This is a genomic window from Streptococcus oralis (genome assembly GCF_015561235.1).
Classification (GTDB): domain Bacteria; phylum Bacillota; class Bacilli; order Lactobacillales; family Streptococcaceae; genus Streptococcus; species Streptococcus oralis_BK.
The window spans coordinates 837,247-861,722 of record NZ_JADMTC010000001.1; the positions used below are offsets into that span (position 1 = coordinate 837,247).

A 24,476-nucleotide genomic window follows, 5' to 3' on the forward strand; every position below is an offset into this window, starting at 1 on the left:
TCTCCTTTTTTATTTTTTGAAAAATTTACTTGCGACACGAAGAGCGGACAAGCCTGCACCTGTTTTAATGGTCTTTGAACCAGCAGATGAAGCTTTTTTGCCTAAGACACGTGCATGTTGGTTGAGGTCAGATACTGACTCAGATAAGTCCGCCACCGCCGTAAAGAGTGGATCAATAGTCGCAACTTTGTCGTTAATATCGTCTGCTAACACATTAACCTTAGCCAACAATTCATTAGTCTGATGCAAGGTAACGTCCACATCTGAGCTCAATGTTTTGATGGTCTTCTCTGTCTCATCAATCATACGACCTGCTTTTTGAATCGTGATTGTCAAATAGACTAAACAGACAATCAAAGCAATCGCAACAAGTATATATGCAACTTCTAACATTTATTTTTCCTCCTCAGTATGATAGAAAGGGGCTTTCTTTCGATTTTGATAAAGTATGATAAAAATACCGAGTCCGATAAGAACAACTGATAACCACTGGGAAACTCGCAGACCAAAGAACATGAGACTATCCGTCCGCATGCCTTCGATAATCATACGACCAAAGCCATACCAAATCAAGTAGAATGCCGTAATATGACCACGTCTGATTCCCTTTAATTTTCGTCTAAAAATCAGAATCAAAGCAAATCCGATCAGATTCCAAACCGACTCATATAAGAAGGTCGGCTGACGGTAGCTGCCATCAATGTACATCTGGTCACGGATAAAGCCTGGCAAATAATCCAGACTATCTACTGCTGCACCGTAGGCTTCTTGGTTAAAGAAGTTCCCCCAGCGTCCTAAACTCTGGGCAACCATGACGCTCGGTGCTGCAATATCTAAGAAATCCCAAGTATTAATCAGCTTTCTATCTGCAAAGATATAAAGGACAATAGCGCCCGCTATCAAACCTCCATAAATGGCCAAACCACCATTCCAGATGGCAATGATTTCACCTGGATTTTGCAGGTAATAATCTAAGCGAAAGAGTACGTAGTATAGTCTAGCACCTAAAATCGCAACTGGAAAAGCAATCAGAATGAAATCCAAAATATCATCTGACAGGATTTTCTTTTTAGGAGCTTCCTTCATGGCAAGGTAGACTGCCAAAACCAAACCAGCCACAATACACAAAGCATACCAACGAATAGAAAAAGGACCGATTTCAAATGCGACTGGATTAATCATTTTTCACCTCATTTTGAGCGATCAGACTTGTCAAGCGTTCTTCAAATAAACGTGTCGCATCAAAGCCCATTTCCTTAGCACGGTAGTTCATGGCAGCCGCCTCAATGACAACAGAAATATTGCGTCCTGTTTTTACTGGGATGCGGATACGTGGAATGGCTACACCAGAAATCTCGATTTCTTCAGCATTATTTCCTAAGCGATCGAAGGTCTTATGCGTATCATAATTTTCCAAATAAACTGCTAGTTGAACTTGTGAAGAATCCTTAACTGCACTTGCTCCGTAGAGACTCATCACATCAATAATCCCCACTCCACGAATCTCAAGTAAATGCCTCAAAATTTCAGCTGGCTCTCCCCAAAGGGTCATTTCGTCTTTTGCAAAAATATCTACACGATCATCTGCCACCAAACGGTGTCCACGTTTCACAAGTTCCAGACCAGTTTCACTCTTACCGATACCGCTATCCCCTTGGATCAAGACACCCATGCCATAAATGTCCATCAAGACACCATGAACACTGGTCCGTTCTGCCAAACGAGAATCCAAATAGCTAGATAATTCTCCTGACAGGCGACTAGTAGCTGTTCGACTGGTTAAAATCGCAATCTTACATTCCCTGGCAGCTTTCAACATTTCTTCTGGAACTACTAAACCACGCGCAACAATAACCACTGGTGTTTCTGGTTGAAACATCTTGGTCAACACCTTATAACGGTTGTGAGAAGACATGGAGACTAAATAGGACCATTCCTTCATTCCCAACAGTTGAAGCCGCTCCGGAGTATAGTAATCAAAATAGCCCGTCATTTCCAGACCTGGTCGAGAAATGTCCGCAGTATTGATTTCTTTTTCAAGTAAATCGCCTTCACCATAAACAATGTCTAATCTGAGCTTTTCAATGACTTCTTTTACTAAAACCGACATAATTTCCTCCTTCAATCGAGTTCTCCCTACTATTATATCAAATTGTGGTAGGAAGTTTCCTTTTTTTGCAGGATTTACAGTATTTATTTGGAAAGAAAAAAGGCTAGACAAGTCTAGCCTTTCATTTCAAATTAGAATTTTTTACGTTTACGAGCTGCTTCTGATTTACGTTTACGTTTTACAGAAGGTTTTTCATAGAATTCACGTTTGCGTGTTTCTTGAAGAGTACCAGCTTTAGTAACCGCACGTTTGAAACGACGAAGTGCATCGTCAAGAGATTCATTCTTACGTACTACTGTTTTAGACATTTTTTTCACTCCCTTCAAGTTCAAGATCTATTCCATTTTACACACAAAGTGAATAATTGTCAAGAGAAAAGCAACTATAAACTTCTATTATTTTTACTTTCTTCTTTTGAAGATGAAGTAAATCACTAAGATGCAGAGAGTCAAGCCCAAAACAGCTGGTTTTACAATCGATATACCACTTCCTCCACTAAATAAAAGACTATGGGCAACCTTCAGAAACGCTCCGATCACTACTGTTGCTAATAATCCATACCAACGTCTACTCCATGTTAAGGATATAATCGCCGTAAAAAATGCTAGAATCGTCGCCAGAATGATAACTTTTTCAATACTCCATCCGCTCGTAAAATAAGTCTTCTCAAAATTCAAAAACTCAATTACTTTTACATCAACTATTTCCGGCTTTGGGAACCAAAACATACTAGTAAATAGGCAAAATATAGAAAAGAAAATCAGGCTATAGGATTTTTTATAAGCTCCCATTACAATTGGAATAATAAAGAGAGGGCGAATATACCAACTCAGAGTATTCTGGTGTCTAGTAAACGCCCACTCAAAGAAGCTCGTATCTGATAAAAAAACGACAATGGTAGCAATCGTTAGAAACAAGAAAACAATCCCACCTATTTTATCTAACGTTTTTATTTTCATAACTTTTCCCTTCTTGAATTCATAAAATTAATCTATCCATGGCAGATTCCCACTAAGTGAATTATCAACCGCTAATCGTTTTAGTGGTAAAATATCAATGTTCTTCCAACCACACTTTTATTCTATTGTCAAGATATCTATTTGCTCATCGTTAACGATAATTGCTTGGTGGTTATGAAGCGGTAGCAATTCAAGCTGCTTTTTATACATTTCAAAGGTATTTTTGCTACTATCAGTAAAAGGTTCCTCACCATAATGTGGAAGGATGTAAAAATCCACTTCATCCAATCCCGTTGTATCAGATAACTCTGTCGCTACCGTCTTGTCGTCCATGAGTTTATTGTAGTCAATATCCTTGGCTGTAATGATAGCCCCTGCTGATTCTCCCACATAGACCAACCCATCTCTTATTTGCTCTTTGATGAGAGATAGAAGTTGCTTTTTCTTTAATTCTTGCAATAAATAAAAGGTATTCCCGCCTGAGATATAAAGAATCTTACTTTGGAAAATCTTTGCCTGTGCAGTTTCTCGATCACAAGAAGCAATATCTAGAACCTCTATCTCAAATCCTAAATCTTTGAATGTTTGCTGAGCCTCATCGATATAGGCAGTATAATCCTCTTTGTTCCCAGCGGTAGGAATAAATAAAACCTTGTTTTCTAGATTCTTTTCCTTTGCATAATCGCTAAAAAGCTTTTTGACTCCAGCAAAGTATGAACATAAAAATAATTGTTTCATGATGTACCTCCATTAATTTTTAACAATTTTATAAAGGATCCATGATCCCTTTCTTTGACTAGTTACGAGCTCAAACCCTACTGATAACAAGAAACGTCTAAATGCTTCTTCGCTTTGAACCTCTGGTAAAAAGTAAGACAACTTGTTATATTCACAAGCCAGCAAGAGCATCCCGTCTGATTTGAGTATTCTTCTAAGTTCCATAAAAGAAGCCTCTAGGTCCCGCCAATGAAAATGAGTTTGAAAGGCTGTGATTAAATCAACACTTTCATCAGAAAAGCCTGTCTCCCTAACGTCTCTTCGTTCAAAATTTAGATTAGTCATCTCTACCTGTTTGGCTTGAGCTATTGCAGTATCTGAAATATCGATTCCAGTTATGGTACTTTGCGGAAAAGTTTCTTTCAGCAGGATGGTTGAACGACCATTCCCAACTCCTACATCTAAGATTACAGGGTAAAATGTCCTATCCAGATGACGAATTGCCCATACAAACATGGGGAGATAGGTTCGATTCCACAATTTCATCATTCGTTTTCCTAGAAAGCCCGAAGGATTCTTTGATTGCTGAATTAAGCGACTAAACAGAAACATTAAAAGTAAAAAACAAATAAAACCGATTATATAAATCAAAGTTCGAGCCTCCCCGTATAGCTATATTATACCACTTTAGCAGGATAGTGAACATTTGAAGTAAAAAGCCACTCACTCCAAAGAGCAAGTGGTTCTTGTCATTTTACTTTTCAAGCAAGCTGAGCGCTTCAGCATCCGCAATAATAGTCACATCAGGGTGGTTTTGTAGGCTACTTGCTGGGAGGTTCTCAGTCACTGGGCCTGATACTGTGCCAGCAATGGCTTCTGCTTTCGACTCACCGTAAGCAAAGAGAATAATTGACTTGGCATCCAAGATGTTTTTAATCCCCATTGAAATGGCTTGAGTTGGAACATCTTCAATCTTGTCAAAGAAGCGAGCATTAGCTTCGATGGTAGACTGGTCAAGTTCTACTAAATGCGTTTGGCTATCAAATGGAGTGCCAGGCTCATTAAATCCGATATGTCCATTGCGACCAATTCCCAAGATTTGTAAATCAACAGGATGGTCAGCCAAAATTTGATTGTAGCGTTCAACTTCTTCTTCAGCATTGTCCTTAATCCCACGAGGCAAGAAGCTTTCTTTAAATGGTTTTTGGTTGAATAAATGTTCTTGCATAAAATGACGGTAAGACTGAGGATTGTCTCCGTCAAGTCCCACATACTCATCAAGGTTTACACTGGTTAGATTTGAAAAATCAAGGTCACTCTCAACGATTTCCTTGTAAAACTCAAGTGGACTGCTCCCTGTCGCAAGTCCTAATGTTTGAGCGCCATTGGCCAATTTTTCCTTCAAAATCTCAAAAGCTACTTTTCCACCTTCGACTTGATTTTCAACTTTTATAACTTTCATCTTTTCATCCTCCGTTTTAATCTATATTTATTATATGGTATAGACCAATTTTTGTCAAGTGAAAACGATTTAATTTCTAAAAAAAGAGCGCCCAAACTTGAAACGTGTTATAATGGATAAGATTAGAACTTAGAAAGAATGATGAAAAAAATGAATACAGCTGATTTTGATTTCCACTTGCCTGAGGAATTGATTGCCCAAACGCCACTTGAAAAACGAGATGCCTCCAAGCTTCTCATCGTAAACCGGGAAACGGGAGAAATGCAGGATAAACACTTCCACTCCATTATTGATATGCTGGAACCTGGAGATGCACTCGTTATGAATGATACCCGCGTTCTTCCTGCCCGCCTCTATGGCCAAAAAGAAAAGACGGGAGGCCATGTGGAACTTCTCCTACTCAAAAATACTAATGGTGATGAGTGGGAAGTTCTGGCTAAACCTGCCAAACGCCTCAAGGTTGGCACTCGTGTCAACTTTGGCGATGGTCGCCTCAGCGCTGTCGTTACGGAAGAATTGACCCACGGAGGCCGCATTGTCCGCTTCGAATACCAAGGAATCTTCCTAGAAGTCTTGGAAAGTCTAGGTGAAATGCCACTACCACCCTACATCCATGAAAAACTGGATGACCGTGAACGTTATCAAACCGTCTACGCTAAGGAAAGTGGCTCTGCTGCAGCACCGACTGCTGGCCTCCACTTCACCAAAGAACTGCTAGCAGAAATCCAAGCCAAGGGTGTCCATTTGGTTTATTTGACTCTCCACGTTGGTTTAGGAACTTTTAGACCTGTTTCTGTGGACAATCTGGACGAACACGAAATGCACTCCGAATTCTACCAACTTTCTGAGGAAGCAGCAGCCACTCTTCGCTCTGTTAAGGAAAATGGTGGACGCGTCATCGCTGTCGGAACCACCTCTATCCGCACGTTAGAGACTATTGGTTCCAAGTTTGACGGGCAAATCCAGGCTGATTCTGGCTGGACCAATATCTTTATCAAACCTGGTTACGAATGGAAGGTTGTGGACGCCTTTTCAACCAACTTCCATCTGCCAAAATCAACTCTCGTCATGTTGGTTTCTGCCTTTGCAGGCCGTGAATTAGTCCTAGATGCATACCAGCACGCTATTCAAGAACGCTACCGTTTCTTCAGTTTCGGTGATGCCATGTTTATCTATTAAGAAAATCCCTATTAGGAAACCTAATAGGGATTTTTCTAATCATTCCATACTAAACTTTGGATCTTTCAAACTCTGAACACTGGCATTGATAACTGCTCCGATAATCAAAATCTTAGCAATAAGAATAAACCAGAACATCATGACTACCACGATAATGGAACTGAAAAATCGAACGTCAACTAGGTGATTAACATAGTTATTAAAATAAACAGAAAAGATATTCAATAAACCGATAAGAGTTAGCAAAACAAAGATACTTCCTGGTAAAACATAGCGGATTCGTGGCGTTTTTACTTTTGGAAGGAAATAGTAAATCATGACTAGAATGGCAAAGATCAAGGCATAGACCAGAGGACCTGTAAAATCTTGCAGGTAAGAAAATAGCGGACTGTCTGATTGCCAGTAAGTTTTGAGGAGGTTGAGCAACATACGACCAAACATACTCAAAAACAAGGCTAGGGCAAAAAGAATCTGCAAGCCGAGGCTAACAAGCAAACTCATCAACTGATGGGAGATAATTCCTCGACTTTTGGTCACCCCATAGGCTTTATTAAAGGCTTTTTGAAGGAAATCCATTGATTTTGAAAAGGTCCATAGGGCTGACAAAACAGCAAAACTCAGCAAACCAGTCGATGGTTGAGTCAGAACTTCTCGGACAATCTTAGCGACCACATCATACACTGTATCAGGCAAAAATTCCTTGATTGTCAGTAAGAAATTTGAGACCGGAATCTGAAAATAAGGCAAAATATTGACCATTATCATTAGCAAAGGAAAGATTGAAACCAACCAATAGTAGGCAACCGCAACACTGGTCAACTCACTATCAGATGCTTGATAATAATGCAAAAAAGCTTTCAATAAGGGCTTATCCAATAGCTCCTTCCACCACTTTTTCATATCCCATCCTCCGTCATTTTCTTCATCATCTAAGTTCTTCTGATTAAATCTAGCATATCATAAGGTAAGGTATTTGCAGCCTCTTTCAGAGAATAATTTTCTAAATTATTCACATTTTGTCGTAGTTTTTTGGCATACTTGGCTGTTATCAGTTTAGCTTCTTCGTATTCAAAGATTGCCTTACGTTCGAGATAGTAACCTCGTAGCATTTCATCGATATTGTTTGGCTTGATGCGATTGATAACCCGCTCAACAAAGGCACCACTTCCGATAATGGCCGTCTCGCGTAGACGAGACTCTTGCATAAAACTAATCAGAGAACTCTTGTAAACCCCTTTTAGGTTTTCCAAACTCTCGATAATCAGCTCTGTATTTTCCAAATACAACTCTGAAATCTGATCATAGTCAACTGCTAGTAGTTTACGAGATTCTTCATTCATCCAACTACGGAAAGTTTTGCCAAAGGTAAACATTTCATGGAGTAGAAAGCGCAGTATCCGTAAAGAAACTAGGAAGTAATAAGTCACTCTAGAAGCGAAATTCCGATTGATACTCTGCTCCATGTTTTTTAGGTAACGTTGGTAAACTCGATAGCCACGCTCGCTGATTCTATTTTCTTCGTAGGCTTGCTCCAAACCGTCACTCTCAATACTCAAGATAAGAAGCTTGAGAGACTCCCAGTCCTCTTGGACTCTTTTATTTTCCTGACTAAGGATGAGATTTTCAATCCGACCATGATAATTATCAATAGCTGCATAAAGAGGAAGTTTGTTCTTGTGATGGTCCAGCTCTTTTTCTAATTCTGCAGCTACATCATTCAGAATCGCAATATGCATCAAATGATCCTTGCTTTCCTCTTGTTCTTCAGATAAATGAGGGAGGACTAGTAAACCCGTTAAAAAGCTCAGCAGTGTAACGCCTGCTACAAGGAAGAGCAATAAAGGATATTCCTGCTCCAAATGACTTGGTATGAGGAGAATGGTCGCGATAGATACTGTCCCTTTGACACCAGAGAAGGTCAAAAGAAGCATATCTTTCATGTACTTATGAATTTTTTTCTTAAGTCGACGCGTCCTCACAAAGTAAAAACCAGCAATCATGACAAAGCGGATGGCAAAAAGCAAGAATGACAGTAAAACAACAGATACTAGTAAGAGTAGGGGGTTATAAAGGGGATTAGTCAGGATAGGTTCTGCTATCATTTCCAATTCCATCCCCAAGATGACAAAGACAGATCCATTGAGCATAAAGGTCACGGTATGCCAAACAGTATCAGTAACGGTATCAACTTGGGCTTCGAGGAGTGTGATTTTCTTGAAACGACTGGCCTTCAAAATCCCTGCAACTACAACTGCGATAATCCCTGAAACATGGATTTCTTCGGCGATAAAGAAGGTCATAAGAGGCAAACTCAGTTCAAGCAAAAGTTCACTCGCTATATCCGTCGCTCGCATACTCAGTAAAAATGTATGCAGGAAACGATTGATCATTGCCGTCACAAAGCCGACCGCAAAACCACCTATGATAGACAGGGCTAAAGAAGTCCCAGCCTGGCTAAGAGAAAAAGCACCTGTTGTCCAGGCAGCCAGAGCTACTCGAAAGGCTACCAAACCAGAAGCATCATTTAAAAGTCCTTCTCCTTTGAGAATATTGGATACCCGCTTTGGGAAACTAAAACGCTCAGAAAGAGAAGCAAAGGCTACCAAATCAGTCGGACCAAGGGCTGCCCCAACAGCCAAGCAAGCCGCCAAGGGAAGGCTGAGCCAAAGAAGATGGGCCAAGCCACCCAAACTCAGGGTCGAGATGAAAATCACTGGAAAGATTAAGTAAACAATGATGCGCCAGTGTTTTAAAATAGCCGTAACATCTGCTTCTTCAGATTCTCTGAAAAGCAAGGGCCCGATAACCAGTGCTAAAAATAACTCGGTATTGAGATGAAAGTCGGTATTTGGCAAAAAGAGACCAATCACAATTCCCAAAAGGATTTGTACTAGGGGAAGAGGCAAAAAAGGCAAGAGTTTATTAGTCGTACTGGAAACAATTAAGACAAATAAAAATAGAATCAGGTAAATGAGTAATTCCACGCAATTCCTCCTTAGTCTTTTTTACAGCAAGATTCAAATATCTCCTTCTGTTCTTGGATTTTTTGATCAATCTTGGAACAGTCTTTGTGCTCAATTTTTTTCTGGCACCGTTCCATTTCAAGAGCCACTAACTTTTTCTTGATTTTGAGCATTTTCTTACTCATATGCTCTTTGTCGAGCACTCCAACTGCTCGCTCATGTTGCGTTGACTCAACAAAATTTTGGCGCATAGCCTCTAATTTCTCACGTAGGTATTGTTTATCCATGCCTGTATCTTTCTAATTTTTCAATCATAACTACAAACGGGGGGTTGTTAACTTGGTTGAGGATTCGATAAATCACAACTGTGTACTCTTGTTGGTTCAACTGACTCACAAAGTCCAAAACAGCATCCTTTTCAATATCTCCTCCCTCATGACCATAATAAATCATAATGGCAATCCGTCCACCCTTGACAAGCAAATGACAAAGCTTTTCAAGTGCCTCAATGGTAGTCTGAGGTCGGGTAATAACAGACTTATCAGCAGATGGCAGGTAACCCAGATTAAAAATTCCTGCCTTAGCTTCTGTCACAAACTGATCGAGCGTCTCATGCCCTTGCAAAATCAACTGGACATTCTCTAAACCTGCCTCATTTAAACGGTCTTGGGTTTTATCCAAAGCTTGTTTCTGTATATCAAAGGCATAGACTTGCTTTGCTAGTTTGGCTAAAAAAAGCGTGTCGTGACCATTACCCATGGTCGCATCCACAACAATATCTTCTTTTGTCACGACTTCAGCCAAAAATTCATGTGCCATCTCAAGTGGTCTTTTCATTTTTAAACTCCTGTTTTACAGCCTTGCATCCTTGAACACTGCCCCGTCGTCTCATTTCAGTTTCAATAGCATTTAGCACTTCCCATTTATTGAGGCTCCACATGGGACCAATCAACATATCTCTAGGCGCATCTCCCGTGATTCGGTGGATGACGATATGCTTGGGAATGATTTCCAATTGGTCACAAATGACCTTGACATATTCGTCCTGACTCATCAGTTGCAAGCGTCCTTCGTGGTAATCTCGCTGCATACGCGTATTGGTCATGAGATGGAGCAAGTGCAGTTTAATTCCTTGAATATCATTATCTGTGACACAGCGGCGGACATTTTCGACCATCATCTCATGAGTTTCCCCAGGCAGTCCGTTGATTAGATGGGAAACAATCTCAATCTTAGGATATTTCCTCAATCGTTTGACCGTTTCTACATACAATTCATAGGAATGGGCACGGTTAATCAAGTCAGAGGTTCTTTCATATGTAGTCTGTAAGCCCAATTCCACCGTCACATGCATGCGTTCTGCTAACTCAGCTAGGTAAAGGATGGTTTCGTCTGGCAAACAATCTGGGCGTGTTCCGATATTGATTCCCACTACACCTGGTTCGTTGATTGCTTGTTCATAACGCTCCCGAATCACTTCCACCTTTTCATGGGTATTGGTAAAGTTTTGAAAATAAACCAGATACTTTTTAACATCCGGCCACTTGTGGTGCATAAAGTCGATTTCCTTATAAAATTGCTCACGGATAGGAGCATCTGGTGCTACAATGGCATCTCCAGAACCCGAAACTGTACAAAAGGTACAGCCCCCATGAGCCACAGTTCCATCCCGATTGGGACAGTCAAACCCCGCATCAATAGGAACTTTAAAAGTCTTTTCTCCAAAGAGTTTTCGATAATAATCATTCAAGGTATTATAAGATTTCATAACTTTCATTATAACAAAAAATACCCACAATCTCAAAAGCCTGACTTTGCCATAAAATCCTCTGTTTCTCGTTTCCTTTAGTGATTTTTTATGATACAATATGGGTATGATTTTAATGAAAATAGCGTCTATTTTATTATTGATTTTAACCTTGGTAGTTTGCTTTATTGTCACCAAGCTTTTCGGACTGAAAAAACTAAGAATTAATTTCGCGGATTTAGCTTTTCCACTTTTGGTATTCGAGTACTACCTTATCACTGCTAAAGCCTTTACCCACAACTTTCTACCGCGACTTGGCCTAGCACTTTCACTCCTAGCAATCCTCCTAGTTGTCTTTTTCCTCCTCAAAAAACGAAGTTTTTATTACCCTAAATTCATCAAATTCTTCTGGAGAGCTGGTTTTCTCCTAACCTTAATCATCTATATAGAAATGATTGTCGAATTGATGATGATAAAATGATCACTAACCCTGTATTTAATTACCGGGTTTTTCTTTTACTCCTTTACCTAAAAAGACCAGAGGTGTACTGACCCCAAAAAGTTAGACAAATAATTTATCCAAAGGATTTAGTTCTGTATTGCACGGGACTAAGTCCTTTTAGTTTTGTCTTAATTCGTTTGCTGTTGTAATAATCAATATAGTCTACAGTGGCTTGTTCCAATTGCTTAAGCGACTGAAACGACTCCTCATAACCATAAAACATCTCCGATTTCAAGATGCCAAAGAAGGACTCCATCATTCCATTACCTGGACTGTTTCCCATTCGTAACATAGATGCTTGAATGTTCTTATTCTCTAGGAACCGATGATAAGAATCGTGTTGGTATTGCCAGCCTTACTCACTTAGAGTGAATTTCCTCAATCCAGTCATTACAATGCTCAAAAAAACCGAAAGTTAGTATTTCCTATCTAACTTTCGGGATATAATTCAATATCTAAGCTTCTCGTTTAGAAGCGAATTGCTTCACGTGTTTTTTCATATGAAGTCACAAAACGATTTGTAACTCCTGGTTCTGCAACTTCCAAGGCTTGAGAAATCTTCTCAAATGATGCCCGATAGTCAAACTCTTTCTCAAAAATTTCAAGTGCTTCGTTGAAAGCCTCTTGGATGCGTTCATCAAATGAACGGTAACGATTTGAGTATTGGAGAAGTTGCTCTGTCAAAGTTGCATACTGAACAATATCGTATGTTTCTGTCTCAAGTACTGCCATATCATTCGTTGCAATTTCAAGAATTCGCTTAACAGATTCAATATTAACCTGCGGTTGTTCTAGCTCCGCCATCAAATCTTCAGTGTTATGACTTGCAGTAAAGAAAAGTTTCAAGAAACTTTGAGGAATACCTGGCAAGTTTCTCTTCTCCATGTAACGTTTGATAGTATGCAAACGGTTCACATAGACATTTGCTTTTTGGCGAGCATTGAGGTCATCTTTTTCAATTTGCGCAAGTCGTTCGCTCACAGAAATTTGCTCATCTTCAATATCTTTGAGATTGCTTTGAAGCATTTCCAACTGTTCTTCAAGAACAGAATAGGCTTGAGCAGATTCTCTTTGGTCCTCTGTTACTTCTAAAATAGCGGTATCAAGTGCAGCTAATTCTTCTTGAAGTCGGCGAACATGATTTCCATCACTTTCTGGAAGAAGGTAAGTTTTGTTCAGGCGTTCAAGATCCTGAACAAGCACCTGGTTATTTTCTTTCAAGTGGTTGAGATAGGTTGGAAGTGTTGAGAGGAGATTCTCAACGACTTTTTGAGCCTCAATTTCACGAGTGAAAATATCATAAAGTGCGTTGATTTCTTCTTGAATGCGATTATTTTCATACTCTGCATTGTCCAACTCCAACTGACGAATGTTTTCTTGATTATTCTTCAAAGATTCATGCAAAAGTTGGAAACGTGACTCAATATCTGTTTCAGTAAAGTGGTAGTTGGCATCCAAAAGCTTACGATAACCTTCTTCCAAATCTGCTAATTGGTCTGGCAATTCCTTTGTCAAGGTTTCAACAAGAGCTGGAATTCGCTCAACGATGTGTGTCAAAGCAAGAATATGATTTTCAGTTGAATCAAGAATTGCTGCAGCTTCAACCGGGTCACCTGATGAATTTAGGGTAACAAATTGAGAGAATTCCGATTGGATGTTTTCCAATTGTTTCTCAATCTCAGGAAGAGCTTTCCCATATTTCTCTGAGTCCTCTGCAACCGTATGTTGAAGGGTTTCAAACAAGTCCAAAGCATGTAGGACGCGACCACTGTTCTTAGACTCTTGCTTTTCGAGTTCAGAAAGGGCATTGCGAATAGCTGCAATATCCTCTTCAATCAAACTAATCTGGCTTTCAATTTGATCAATCTTGTGAGCTGCTTTAAAGAAACGGAAAGAATTATTGTAGTTTTCAGCTTCAAAGAGGTGATTTTCGATGTCTGCAAATGAGTTCAGAGATAAATCAACCCATTTTTGATTCCATTCACGAAAGGTCACCTGACTTTGACCAATCAAGTGCATATTTTTAACGGCTTCAACCTCATCATTTACAGGAAGATTGTAGAGTTCTTCTTTTCTTTCTTCAAGCGCCGTTAATCTGCTTACATTACGCTTACGTAGAAAAATGGCTGTTACATAAGCTAAAATCAAAATGATCGCAATCGCAACCATTAGATAAATTAGTTGTCCATTAGACATATCAAACTCCTTTTATACTAGAAACAATCGTAATGATTATATCATATTTTTTAAACCAAGGGAACTATTTCCCACATTTTTTAGACGTCAAGTGTACTGTAAACAGCGTTTTCTTCGATAAATTCGCGACGAGGCTCTACCCGATCGCCCATCAACATATCAAAGATTCTATCTGCTTCAGCAGCATCATCTACTGAAACACGCGCCATCAAGCGATGTTCTGGATCCATGGTTGTTTCCCACAATTGGTGGTCATCCATTTCTCCTAATCCCTTATAACGTTGGATAGTTGGCTTTGAGCGCCCTTCACTATGACGTGCTAAGGCTTCTTGGAGTTTAATTTCTTGATCTGTACCCGGCTGGATGTATTCTTTAATCTCACTTCCGACTTTAACCCCATAAATCGGTGGTTGGGCAATATAAACATAACCAGCTTCTAGGATTGGCTTCATGTAGCGGTAAATCAGAGTCAGTAAGAGGGTTCGAATGTGGGCACCATCAACATCGGCATCGGTCATCAAAACGAGTTTTTGGTAACGAGCCTTAGTGACATCAAATTCTGCCCCAAAGCCTGTCCCCATGGCTGTGAAGAGACTCCGAATTTCTTCGTTAGCAAGAATTTTATCCATGCTGGCTTTTTCAACGTTCAAGATCTTACCACGAATTGGCAAGATAGCTTGGAATTCACGGTTACGACCAGATTTAGCTGATCCACCAGCTGAGTCTCCTTCGACGATGAAGAGTTCGGTTTCAGCAGGGTTGTTTGAAGAACAGTCTGCTAGTTTTCCAGGAAGATTGGAAATTTCCAAACCAGATTTTTTACGAGTGACTTCACGCGCACGCTTGGCAGCTACACGAGCCTTGGCAGCCAAAATCCCTTTTTCCACGATACGCTTGGCGATCTGTGGATTTTCCATGAGAAAATCAGAGAAGGCATCGCTGAAGAGGCGATTAGTGATCTTGACCACTTCACTATTGCCCAGTTTGGTCTTGGTTTGTCCTTCAAACTGCGGATTTGGATGCTTAACAGAAATAACTGCAGTCAAGCCTTCACGGACATCTTCCCCTGTTAGGTTGTCTTCATTGTCTTTTAGCAATTTATTTTTGCGGGCATAATCATTGATAACACGTGTCAGCGCTGTACGGAAACCTTGCTCATGCGTTCCGCCTTCATGGGTATGAATGTTATTGGCGAAACTCATGACGTTTTCGTGGTAACCGGTTGTGTACTGCATGGCTACCTCAACTGTGATATCATCCATCTCACCGTCTGTGTAGATTGGTGTATCAAAGATCACATCCTTGTTCTCGTTGATATATTCAACATAGCTAGCAATCCCGCCCTCATAGTGGTAATGTTTAGTCTGTTCGAGACCTTCACGCTTATCTGTGATGGAGATTCGAAGACCTCGGTTCAAAAAGGCTAGTTCTTGAATACGTTTATTTAATTTGTCAAAGTCAAAGGTCGTTGTTTCTGTAAAAATCTCTGGGTCCGGCGTGAAGTGAACTGTTGTTCCGGTTCTATCCGTATCTCCAACCACTTCAAGATCAGCAACGACATTCCCACGGTGGTATTCTTGATAATAAATTTTTCCGTTTTTATGAACCCGAACATCTAGTTGAGTTGAAAGGGCATTTACTACTGATGAACCCACACCGTGCAATCCACCTGATACCTTGTACCCGCCACCGCCGAATTTTCCTCCAGCGTGAAGAACAGTAAAGACGGTCTCAACAGCAGGACGTCCTGTCTTTTCTTGAATATCAACAGGAATTCCACGTCCATCATCCACAACGGTGATGGAATTATCTGGCTCAATAAGGACTTGGATATGACTGGCAAATCCTGCTAGGGCTTCATCAATTGAATTATCAACGATTTCCCAAACTAGATGGTGAAGGCCTTCTTTTGAAGTCGATCCAATATACATACCTGGACGCATACGAACGGCTTCCAGCCCCTCCAAAACTTGAATTTGACTGGCATCATAATCCTGTGCCTGTTGATTTTTGATTTCTTCTGTCATTTTTTCCCTTTTCTTACATGTCTATTGCTTGTCTCAGTGTCGCAACGTTTTTAAAAAGATAGGCATCCAAGCCGGCAGCTTTACCTGCTTCTACATCAATATTTCTGTCTCCAATGACCAAACCAGATGAGATATGATATTTATCACGTAAATAAATCATAGACTCTGGATCTGGTTTCCGTTTGAAACCAGAACTGGAAGTCACGACTTCTGTGAAATAGTCAGCTATCTGAGTCTTTGCAAGAAGTTCTAGCACTTGGTCATTTCGATGAGAGACTAAGAAATGACGGCCACCCTTGTCAGAGATGTCTTTTAGTAACTCTGGAATTCCCTCAAACAAAACTGGGTACTCTAGCTCACGCGCTTCATTCTCTTTGTAGTTTTCTAAAAAATTCTCGATGGCTGGGGCAAACTTCTCAATGGCAAAAGCCGTCGAAACCTTCAATGCTTCGTAAACACGGTCGTGTTCTTGCTCTATTCCGTATTGGGCTAAGGTCTCTACAAAGGCCGCTGTAGAAGTCTCATAATTATCCAATAGGGTACCACCTAAATCCCATATATAGTCACGATATTTCATACCGTTCATTATACCATTTTTTTATGAAAAAAGCGATGATTTCCTAGATTTTTCCAAGCAAAAACGAGAGTCGAACTCTCGTCTTATTGTTGATTTCCAAAGACATCTCGATAGAGCATGCCGTCTCGTAAACTTTCGGCATCTCCTCCCAATTGCTCTACCAACTCATAGGCAAAGGCAAGGGCAGTCGACGGTCCTCGACTAGTTGTTAGATTACCATCCATAACCACTGTTTGCTTTTGATAAATTCCGTCAGTAATTTGCTCCTGAACTCCGTCATAACAAGTAAAGTGCTTGTCTTTCAGGATACCTGCTTGATGGAGAGCGATTGGGGCTGCACAGATGGCAGCAATTTTCTTTCCAGCTTGGTCAAAGGCTTTAATCTCAGAAATGAGGGCTGGATTATCTCGTAGGTGAGCTGAGCCTGGCATACCACCTGGAAGAACTACCAAGTCATAGTCGGACAAATCACCATCAAAGATACGGTCAGCTTTTACCTGAATGTCATGTGACCCTGTCATCTGCTCTTCAAATCCTACCATATCACATGAAATATTTGCTCGACGCAAGACATCAACTACTGTCAAGGCTTCGATTTCTTCAAAACCCTGGGCTAAAATAACTGCTACTTTTGCCATGGTGGCCTCCTTATTTGATTTGTTTTAGGACGACTTTCTTTCGTTTGAATGGAACTTTTCCACTTTTCTCTTCTGCTAGATTGGTCTGGTAACTCATAGACAAGAGGAGACCGACACCGATGAGGTTACTAATAATTGCGGATCCCCCTTGAGAAACAAATGGCAGAGGAATCCCTGTCAAAGGAAGTAAGCCTGTCACGGCACCGATATTTTCAAAGATATGGAAGAGCAACATCATGATAAAACCAGTCGAGATGTAGGTGTAGAACTGGTTATTTGACCTGAGAGTAATCTTCAACATCCGATAGATGAGAAGCAAGTACAGGGCAACCACAAAGACTGAACCAATAAAGCCAAAGTCTTCTGCAATTACGGTGAAAATCATATCACTCTCACGTACTGGAATGAGGAGATTGGACACATTGAAACCTTGCCCAAACAAGCCACCACTTCCAATCGCAATTTGCCCCTGCGCCTGTTGGTAAGTCGTTGTTTGCGCAAAGTCAAAGGGATTGAGCCAAGCCAAGATGCGGTTGATCTGGTAAGTTGGCATTCCAATCTGATGCAAGAAGGCACGTCCATCCTTGCTTATAAAGATGGCCATGAAGCCTGCAACAGCAGTCACTCCTGTCGCAAAAACAGGAATGATAATCTTCCACGAAACACCTGAAAGGAGAACCATACCGGAAAAAATAGCTACAAAGACCAAGGCCGTCCCCAAGTCACTTTGTAGGGCTAAGAGGATCAAGACTGGTATGGTAAAGGCAATCATCCAACCAATCAATAGGAAATCCAAGGGAATAGTCCGTCGCCATTCCTTGTGTTTTTGAGTGAATCTTACAATGGCTCGAGCCAACATCAAGATATAGGAAATCTTCATGAATTCCGATGGCTGGAAAAGTGTCGTTCCACCAATCGATACCCAGTTCTTGGCACCTGTTGACGCTACAAGATTTGGATTGTAGAAAACAAGGGGGAGGACCATCAAAGCCAACCCTAGACCATAAAGATAGGGAGTCACCTTCCATAAAAACTCGGTATTAAAGAACATGACCACAAATCCAATGACAAGACCCAAGGCAATCCAAGCGATTTGCTGACCTAGAATTGGTAATACATTATTTGGATAGTCATGACTAACTGCTATATAAATGGCCACTACTCCAATCACCAGTAAACAAAACACTGGTAGGAGGAGGCTATAATCGACTCGAGAGTCGAAGGAACGTTTCATATTTTTTACCTTTTCTCTTTCTGGGATTTTTCTTTCATTCTATTGCGACGAGATTGGAGAAAATCAGCTACAGCAGGCTCTAGCTGTTCTCTAGAAAGAACCTGAACAGCCCTTTCTTTTGACAAGGCCTGAGCGATTTGTTTGCCGTAACGCTTGCTGACAACTCGGCTGTCTAAGATTACAGCAACCGAACCCTGGTTGGGCCGTCTAACAGTACGACCAAGGGCTTGCTTTAACCGAATGATAGCCATCGGTAACTGATAATCATAGAAAGGATTTTTTCCTTCTTGGCGCAGTTCTTGGTTTAATTTTTTGGTTAAAGGCTCTTGGGGATTTTGGAAAGGCAATCTCGGAATCACTTGAATCACGCAAGGATGGGTTGAAAAATCAACCCCTTCCCAGAAACTACCTGTTCCAAGCAAGATCTGGCGTTCGCCTTTTTCAAAACGTTTTTTCAGTTGGCTTGGTTCCCCATTTTTATACTGAGCTAGATGCGGTTGGTCGAGCAGGTCCGAAACTGCCAGCAACATTTCTTTTGAGGTAAACAAGACCAATAAGGGTTCTTGAAAGGCTTGTAAACGTCGGATGACAGAAGTCACTTCACTCGCATAGTAAAAAGGCGAAACTTCTTTCACAAGAGGAAAATCATCGATTAAAAAGACTTCTTGTTGCTCCTGCTTTGCTACATCAAGTCTAACAAGTGGAGCATCTGAAAATCCCAGTAAATCTGCTAAGGAAACCCGATTGCTGATTTCAAGTGTGGCAGATACTCCTAGGAGCCTACAATCTTCTGGCAATAAGTCTGCTAGTATAAAGCGACCGTTTTTGCTTGAACAAATCAAGACATCCTTACTAGATTTCTCTGCTGGAGCAAGCCAAAATTCACGGTCCGCCGTAAAAAAGTTTGCAATCTCTCTGTACTCTGGGAGACCTAACTCCGAAAAATGTTGGCGCAACTGTTCGAGAGAATCCAACCACTTTCCATTCTTAAGATCTGACTGATACTGGTCCATCAAGTAACGACATTCAAAACCTATACTCTCAAGCAAACGTTTCTGAATCAAATCTTCCTCTGTCTCCAAGGACTTTTCAATTTGAGTAATAAGATCCTCAAGGCGATAAGCCTGCTGGGCTAGATTTTCAAGAGCTAGGAGCATTTTTTGAGCTTCATCCAAGATCACCAAACGGTTGTCGATAAACTCTGGATTGTCCTCCAAACGAGTGACCAGATAAGCATGATTGGTCAGAAGAACACGACTGGTCTTGGCCTTTTCCTGCCCTCGTTTCCAAAAATCCTCTGTAGCAAATAAACTTTTCTTTGAAAGCTTACCATCGTGGACTAGTTCAGGCAGAAAGTGCTGGTAGCGATAAAGTTGCCCTATTTCGTCCAAGTCACCTGTCTCTGTCTCTGTTAGCCAGATGAGCAGTTGCATTTTAAAGCGAGTAAATAGACGATTGGACTCAGATCGATAGAGAATTTGATGAAAAGCATCCAATTTCAAGTAATTTTGAGGCCCCTTGAGACTATGAATTTCCAGATGGAAGACCTCTTTTAAGCGCTGACCTTCTTCTTGCATGATCTGATTTTGAAGAATTTTGGTCGGAACACTCACTAGGATACCTGCTTGACTCTCCAAGTTCAAAGCTGGGAGGAGATAACCATAAGTCTTGCCCAGTCCCGTTTGGGCTTGGATAAAGGAAGTCTGGTGTTCTTCCAATAATTGCTCAATCTTCTCCGCAAATTCCAGCTGTTGTGGACGCTCCTCCAGCCCCAATAAAGAAATGTTTTTAGCAAAGTCTTTGGATAACTTTCGTGGGACTAATGCTTTGCTTTCCTTTCTGAGGAAAAGCCCATGAAGTTCCATCAAATCTGGCGAAGACAAGAGAGATTGTTGCTGATAGACCTCCTCAATCACCAGATAACTTTCATAGAGAAGGTTGTCTGCAAGGTTTAACAAGCTTTCTAAGAGCCCTTTTGGTAGCTCAAAAAGTTTTTGACGCATGTAAAGCAAGAGTTCAGCTGTTGCCTGAGCATCTGACAGGGCAGTATGGGCATGTTCCAGCTCAATGCCCAACTCTTGACAAAGGATACCTAAGTTATACTTTTCAAACTGAGGATACAGAACTTGGGCAAGCTCAACTGTATCCATCCGAGGTGTGCGCAATTCATATCCTTCAAAAAAGAGAAATTCTGCAAGAAGGTTAGCATCAAACTGTACATTGTGCGCAACAAAAATACCGTCCTTAACCAATTCAAAAATTTTTCCAGCCACCTGAGAAAACTCTGGTGCCGCAGCCAAGCGTTGATCGGTCAGACCTGTTAATTCTTTGATATGAGAATCCAAGGGTTCGTGAGGATTGACATCAGTCGCATACTGATCGACAATTTCGCCATTCTCAATCACCACAATGCCTACTTGAATAATTTTTGCCTTGCTTCCGGTGCTGGTCGCCTCTAAATCAACGACCACATACCGATCATTTCTCGCATTCATCATTAAAAATTATATCAAAAAAAGCATGATTTGACACCCCTCAACTTTGATTACAATCTCGCTTCATTTGTGAGTTTAATAAAAAATCAAGACCTTAAATGTGAGAATTTCATGCAAGTTCAGCAGTTGGTCGCTGGTTCTGAGGTATTTGAAAACCTTATTAACAAACCTACATCAACATAAAAAGACAACCAAGGTATTAGCTACCTTTTTGAGATATTTTTTTCATTGTTTTCGGAAGAGCTTTACTAATTTCGGTAGGCAAGGCAAGGTAATTTTCTTGAGCTAGTTCTTGCGCGATAGCTGAATGAAGGTGAGCTGCTACCACCACTCTCTCATAGAGACTGGCTTGGTGAAACTGACCTGTAAATCCTGCAATCATCCCAGCCAGAGTATCTCCCATCCCACCAGTTGCTTGATAAGGGCCTCCGACTTCTAATTGATAATATTCAGGCTGACCGACTTGCCAGATACGAGTTGCCGGACCTTTCTCAACTAAAATCGTTCCTTTAGGAAAAGCAGAAAGAGCTCTAGCAGTCGTCTCTGTATTTTGATGGTCAAGAACTATACCAGATAATCTCTCCCATTCCTTTTGGTGGGGAGTTAGGATGAGCTGACTAGATGGGAATGGCAAATGACCTTTTGCTAAGATGCCCAAAGCACCGCCATCTGCAATCAAAATCTGGTCTTTTCTAAGGCTGTCACAGACCCGTTTTACGAGTTCTTCTCCGAATACATCCTCTCGCAGACCTGGACCCAGCAAGACAACTTCTGCCTTCTCGAACTGTTCTTTTAGTAATGCTTTATCCTTTAGAGAAAATGCCATGGCCTCAGGTAAATGACTGTGCAGAGCCGGAATGTTCTCCTTATCCGTGCCAACAGTCACCAAACCTGCCCCACTTTTAACAGCTGCAATGGCTGACATGATGATAGCTCCCTCATAAGGATAGGTCCCTCCCAGCAAAAGCAGACGACCGTAATCTCCCTTATGACTGTGACGAGACCGTTCCACAATGACTTTTTCTAGTAAAGTTTGATCAATCACTTTCATCGTTATTTTCCTCAACTATCCTTTATCTGATTGTTTTAAAACAACTTGATAGACTTTCTTAGTCCACTCTTCCAAACCTTCTCCATCATGGTCAAGATAATACACCCTATCTAGTAATCGACTTGGAATAATATTTTCAAATTGGCACTTATTATGAGTTGGAATAATGCAAATATACAACTCACTTAATAAATTAAGCATGTCCTTAATTTTTGCAACATGGTAACCATCAAAAATATAACCAGGAACTTTAATCAAATCTGTATAGATAAAATGAAAACTTACTCCAGGAATAAACTTATCTTGTAATTCTTTCTCTGAAGGAGCTCGACCTAATAAACGCTCCATCGCTAATCGATAACCAGAACTTGTATTTGACCACCCTAACATGACATAGTCAAAATAATCTATCGGATCAGATGCAGTATTTCGACTATCCAAAACCAACTCCTCAGCATCTAGACCAAAGGCTTTCACAGCAGATAAGAGCTGACCAGTTTTAAGAATAGAAATCGCTGCATCTATAGTCGTAGTATGACTACAGTAGTCTGAAGTCACTAACCTCTTATGTAAATCATAAGTCGAGGCTACTCTTTTATCCGTAGGGGTAAATGGTGGCAGAAAAGGATGCTGACAGAGGTAATCTAAAATCTCTTTTTTTAAACAAGAATCAGCACACTCGATACTTGTTTGACGTTTATGAAGTTTTTCGTAAGCTATAAATTTAGCAATTTTTTCTAATTCCCACTCTTGAATATTTGGATAATCAATTAGTGCTAAGTGATATATTCCGTCCCATTGCAAACTATATTCTCCATTATAAATTTTTAAAATCATCTAATCACCTCACTCCATTATACTACAAAAGGAGGTTCAGACCTCCTTTTATCTATTTTCCCTTAAATTCCGCAAAGGTCTGTAAGATTTTAGCTGCCACTGCTGGAGAAGGCTCTCCTTTTAGCTCAAACGTTTCATCTGCATATGGAGTAAGACCAGCAAAATCTCCTATCTGGACAGAGTAGAGAGATGTTTTAAACAGTTCAATATCATTTTGGTCATTTCCAAAAGCAATGAAGTTCTCCCCACATAACTTTTCAACAGTTGTCGCCTTATGAGTATCCAAGGGATTAACATAAAGGCACTTTTCATGCGCATGATAGGAGAGACGAGCCTGTCCTAGTCTTTCTAGCTGACCAAGCAGATCATCAAGCAAATCCTCATGGTCACCCATATAAACGACTACCTTAATCGGAGTCCCTAAGTCCTCAAGTTTCTGATGACGAGCCACCTTTAGGGGATCCACACTAGAGATAAATGGAATCTTCTCCACAATCTGACCACTATAGTCAAAGCAATCATCTACAAAGAAAGGGAGATTATAGGTCTGGCAATAATCCACTAGCGCCTGATAAACTCTAGCATCGAGATTCCTTTCGAAAACAGCCTTCCCTAGATGATAGGCTACGCCACCATTCAACCCTATGACCAAGCGTTGACTGAGTTCAGGGCCTAATAAACCCAAGCAATCCCGATAAGAGCGAGCTGAGGCAAATACAAGCTCATGCCCATAATCTTCAGCCTTTAAAAGAACCTGCTTAATCTCCTCATCTATGGTCATGTAGTCAAAAGATAGTGTCCCATCCAGGTCAAATACGAATTTCATCTTCCTAGTCCTTGTTTAGTGTTCGAAGCGCTGCCTGATAGGTTTGCTCCATCAGCATGGTAATGGTCATAGGACCAACTCCACCCGGTACAGGTGTGATGTGACTAGCAAGTGGTACAACGGCATCAAAGTCAACATCTCCACAAAGCTTGCCATTTTCATCTCGGTTCATCCCAACGTCAATGACAACCGCTCCTGGTTTGACAAAGTCAACAGTCACAAACTTAGCACGACCGATTGCAACCACAAGAATATCTGCTTTAGCAGCTACCTTGGCAAGGTTATGGGTGCGTGAGTGAGTCAAGGTCACAGTCGCATTTTTAGCCAAAAGAAGCTGAGCCATTGGCTTTCCGACAATATTTGAACGACCAATAACAACCGCATTTTTACCTTCTAGATCAATCCCATACTCATGAAACATTTCCATAATTCCTGCAGGTGTCGAAGGAATCATAACTGGATGCCCAGACCATAAGCGTCCCATGTTTAGCGGATGGAAACCATCCACGTCTTTTTCGGGGTCAATGGCTAATAAAACTGCCTCTTCGTCAATATGTTTTGGCAAAGGTAATTGAACCAAAATCCCATGCCAAGCTGGATCTTGATTGTATTTGGCAATCAAGTCTAACAATTCCGCCTGGGTAATGGCCTCTGGAACTCGCACTACTTCACTACGGAAGCCAGCAGCGAGAGCTGACCGTTCCTTATTGCGAACGTAGACTTGGCTGGCAGGATTGTCCCCCACCAAAATCACTACCAATCCTGGAACTAGACCTGTTTCTTCTTTTAGTTTGGCCGTCTTTTCAGCCAACTGTCCTTGTAACTTAGCCGCAAGAGCCTTCCCATCAATAATCTGAGCCATATCTCTTCTCTTTTCTATCAAATATCCTCTATTATATCAAAAAATAACTCGCCATCCTAACACTTCTTGCCTAATGGACCTTATAGTCTGAAAC

At 40.8% G+C, this 24,476-nt stretch carries 25 protein-coding genes and 1 pseudogene; 2 read left to right on the forward strand and 24 right to left on the reverse strand.

The genetic code is table 11. The features are described 5' to 3' along the window. Positions 1 to 9 precede the first annotated feature (9 nt). From I2H52_RS04265 to I2H52_RS04300, 8 genes are all read right to left on the reverse strand, one after another. Positions 10 to 393, reverse strand: coding sequence for a DUF948 domain-containing protein (locus I2H52_RS04265; protein ID WP_000895025.1), 384 nt, complete (start codon positions 391 to 393; stop codon positions 10 to 12). Further along, positions 394 to 1,182, reverse strand: coding sequence for a prolipoprotein diacylglyceryl transferase (lgt, locus tag I2H52_RS04270; protein ID WP_045617417.1), 789 nt, complete (start codon positions 1,180 to 1,182; stop codon positions 394 to 396). Then, a complete protein-coding gene (gene hprK, locus I2H52_RS04275) occupies positions 1,175 to 2,110 on the reverse strand; it encodes an HPr(Ser) kinase/phosphatase (RefSeq protein ID WP_000115137.1) in 936 nt (311 codons plus the stop codon). Before hprK ends, lgt begins: the two co-directional genes overlap by 8 nt. A gap of 131 nt (positions 2,111 to 2,241) precedes the next feature. Next, positions 2,242 to 2,418: a 30S ribosomal protein S21 gene (gene rpsU / locus I2H52_RS04280; protein WP_000048054.1), complete on the reverse strand. Its 177-nt coding sequence runs from the start codon at positions 2,416 to 2,418 to the stop codon at positions 2,242 to 2,244. A gap of 93 nt (positions 2,419 to 2,511) precedes the next feature. Continuing rightward, positions 2,512 to 3,069 (reverse strand): hypothetical protein, encoded by a 558-nt coding sequence (locus tag I2H52_RS04285; RefSeq protein ID WP_045617418.1) that lies wholly within the window; start codon positions 3,067 to 3,069, stop codon positions 2,512 to 2,514. A 117-nt stretch (positions 3,070 to 3,186) separates the two neighbouring features. Beyond that, a complete protein-coding gene (locus tag I2H52_RS04290; RefSeq protein ID WP_045617419.1) occupies positions 3,187 to 3,807 on the reverse strand; it encodes a Type 1 glutamine amidotransferase-like domain-containing protein in 621 nt (206 codons plus the stop codon). A 12-nt stretch (positions 3,808 to 3,819) separates the two neighbouring features. Then, positions 3,820 to 4,437, reverse strand: coding sequence for a class I SAM-dependent methyltransferase (locus I2H52_RS04295; RefSeq protein ID WP_025171720.1), 618 nt, complete (start codon positions 4,435 to 4,437; stop codon positions 3,820 to 3,822). A gap of 103 nt (positions 4,438 to 4,540) precedes the next feature. Then, on the reverse strand, positions 4,541 to 5,248 hold the full coding sequence (locus I2H52_RS04300; RefSeq protein ID WP_045617420.1) for a glucosamine-6-phosphate deaminase: 708 nt from the start codon (positions 5,246 to 5,248) through the stop codon (positions 4,541 to 4,543). Positions 5,249 to 5,398: 150 nt separating this feature from the next. Between I2H52_RS04300 and queA the strand changes: the two genes are divergently transcribed. Then, entirely contained in the window at positions 5,399 to 6,427 is a 1,029-nt protein-coding gene (gene queA / locus I2H52_RS04305) for a tRNA preQ1(34) S-adenosylmethionine ribosyltransferase-isomerase QueA (protein ID WP_045617979.1), read from the forward strand. Between the two features lie 39 nt (positions 6,428 to 6,466). Here queA and I2H52_RS04310 read toward each other — a convergent pair whose 3' ends face one another. From I2H52_RS04310 to I2H52_RS04330, 5 genes are read right to left on the reverse strand one after another with little or no spacing between them, the layout of a single operon-like run. Further along, positions 6,467 to 7,327, reverse strand: coding sequence for a YihY/virulence factor BrkB family protein (locus I2H52_RS04310; RefSeq protein ID WP_045617421.1), 861 nt, complete (start codon positions 7,325 to 7,327; stop codon positions 6,467 to 6,469). Positions 7,328 to 7,356: 29 nt separating this feature from the next. After that, complete coding sequence (locus I2H52_RS04315; RefSeq protein ID WP_045617422.1) at positions 7,357 to 9,411, reverse strand: cation:proton antiporter; 2,055 nt, start codon at positions 9,409 to 9,411, stop codon at positions 7,357 to 7,359. A gap of 11 nt (positions 9,412 to 9,422) precedes the next feature. Further along, the gene (locus I2H52_RS04320; RefSeq protein WP_007520326.1) at positions 9,423 to 9,677 is read right to left on the reverse strand and encodes a hypothetical protein; all 255 of its coding nucleotides are present in this window, start codon (positions 9,675 to 9,677) and stop codon (positions 9,423 to 9,425) included. Then, positions 9,670 to 10,227 carry a tRNA (mnm(5)s(2)U34)-methyltransferase gene (locus tag I2H52_RS04325; protein ID WP_045617423.1) on the reverse strand — a complete coding sequence of 186 codons (558 nt, stop codon included), beginning with the start codon at positions 10,225 to 10,227 and terminating at the stop codon, positions 9,670 to 9,672. The genes I2H52_RS04320 and I2H52_RS04325 overlap by 8 nt, the downstream gene beginning before the upstream one ends. Next, a complete protein-coding gene (locus tag I2H52_RS04330; RefSeq protein ID WP_045617424.1) occupies positions 10,211 to 11,167 on the reverse strand; it encodes a TIGR01212 family radical SAM protein in 957 nt (318 codons plus the stop codon). The genes I2H52_RS04325 and I2H52_RS04330 overlap by 17 nt, the downstream gene beginning before the upstream one ends. A gap of 91 nt (positions 11,168 to 11,258) precedes the next feature. Between I2H52_RS04330 and I2H52_RS04335 the strand changes: the two genes are divergently transcribed. After that, the gene (locus I2H52_RS04335; protein WP_007520331.1) at positions 11,259 to 11,618 is read left to right on the forward strand and encodes a DUF3397 family protein; all 360 of its coding nucleotides are present in this window, start codon (positions 11,259 to 11,261) and stop codon (positions 11,616 to 11,618) included. Between the two features lie 94 nt (positions 11,619 to 11,712). On the opposite strand, the pseudogene I2H52_RS04340 reads toward I2H52_RS04335, so the two are convergent. The 11 genes and pseudogenes from I2H52_RS04340 to I2H52_RS04390 all read right to left on the reverse strand — a co-directional run. Beyond that, positions 11,713 to 11,994 (reverse strand): annotated as a pseudogene (locus tag I2H52_RS04340) (IS3 family transposase); the annotation flags it as partial. Between the two features lie 113 nt (positions 11,995 to 12,107). Next, the gene (gene ezrA, locus I2H52_RS04345; RefSeq protein ID WP_195594410.1) at positions 12,108 to 13,835 is read right to left on the reverse strand and encodes a septation ring formation regulator EzrA; all 1,728 of its coding nucleotides are present in this window, start codon (positions 13,833 to 13,835) and stop codon (positions 12,108 to 12,110) included. 80 nt (positions 13,836 to 13,915) lie between these two features. Then, positions 13,916 to 15,862, reverse strand: a complete 1,947-nt coding sequence (gyrB, locus tag I2H52_RS04350; RefSeq protein ID WP_007520336.1) for a DNA topoisomerase (ATP-hydrolyzing) subunit B — start codon at positions 15,860 to 15,862, stop codon at positions 13,916 to 13,918. 13 nt (positions 15,863 to 15,875) lie between these two features. Then, the gene (locus I2H52_RS04355; protein WP_045617981.1) at positions 15,876 to 16,439 is read right to left on the reverse strand and encodes an HAD-IA family hydrolase; all 564 of its coding nucleotides are present in this window, start codon (positions 16,437 to 16,439) and stop codon (positions 15,876 to 15,878) included. Positions 16,440 to 16,522: 83 nt separating this feature from the next. Further along, positions 16,523 to 17,077 carry a DJ-1 family glyoxalase III gene (locus I2H52_RS04360; RefSeq protein ID WP_045617426.1) on the reverse strand — a complete coding sequence of 185 codons (555 nt, stop codon included), beginning with the start codon at positions 17,075 to 17,077 and terminating at the stop codon, positions 16,523 to 16,525. A 10-nt stretch (positions 17,078 to 17,087) separates the two neighbouring features. Next, a complete protein-coding gene (locus I2H52_RS04365) occupies positions 17,088 to 18,311 on the reverse strand; it encodes an FtsW/RodA/SpoVE family cell cycle protein (protein ID WP_195594414.1) in 1,224 nt (407 codons plus the stop codon). Positions 18,312 to 18,316: 5 nt separating this feature from the next. After that, on the reverse strand, positions 18,317 to 20,806 hold the full coding sequence (locus I2H52_RS04370) for a bifunctional DnaQ family exonuclease/ATP-dependent helicase (RefSeq protein WP_045617982.1): 2,490 nt from the start codon (positions 20,804 to 20,806) through the stop codon (positions 18,317 to 18,319). Between the two features lie 199 nt (positions 20,807 to 21,005). Next, positions 21,006 to 21,857: an NAD(P)H-hydrate dehydratase gene (locus I2H52_RS04375; protein WP_045617429.1), complete on the reverse strand. Its 852-nt coding sequence runs from the start codon at positions 21,855 to 21,857 to the stop codon at positions 21,006 to 21,008. 15 nt (positions 21,858 to 21,872) lie between these two features. Beyond that, positions 21,873 to 22,694 carry a hypothetical protein gene (locus I2H52_RS04380; protein WP_045617430.1) on the reverse strand — a complete coding sequence of 274 codons (822 nt, stop codon included), beginning with the start codon at positions 22,692 to 22,694 and terminating at the stop codon, positions 21,873 to 21,875. A 52-nt stretch (positions 22,695 to 22,746) separates the two neighbouring features. Further along, positions 22,747 to 23,520, reverse strand: coding sequence for an HAD hydrolase family protein (locus tag I2H52_RS04385; RefSeq protein WP_195594416.1), 774 nt, complete (start codon positions 23,518 to 23,520; stop codon positions 22,747 to 22,749). A gap of 4 nt (positions 23,521 to 23,524) precedes the next feature. Next, on the reverse strand, positions 23,525 to 24,382 hold the full coding sequence (locus I2H52_RS04390) for a bifunctional methylenetetrahydrofolate dehydrogenase/methenyltetrahydrofolate cyclohydrolase (RefSeq protein ID WP_195594419.1): 858 nt from the start codon (positions 24,380 to 24,382) through the stop codon (positions 23,525 to 23,527). Positions 24,383 to 24,476 lie beyond the last annotated feature (94 nt).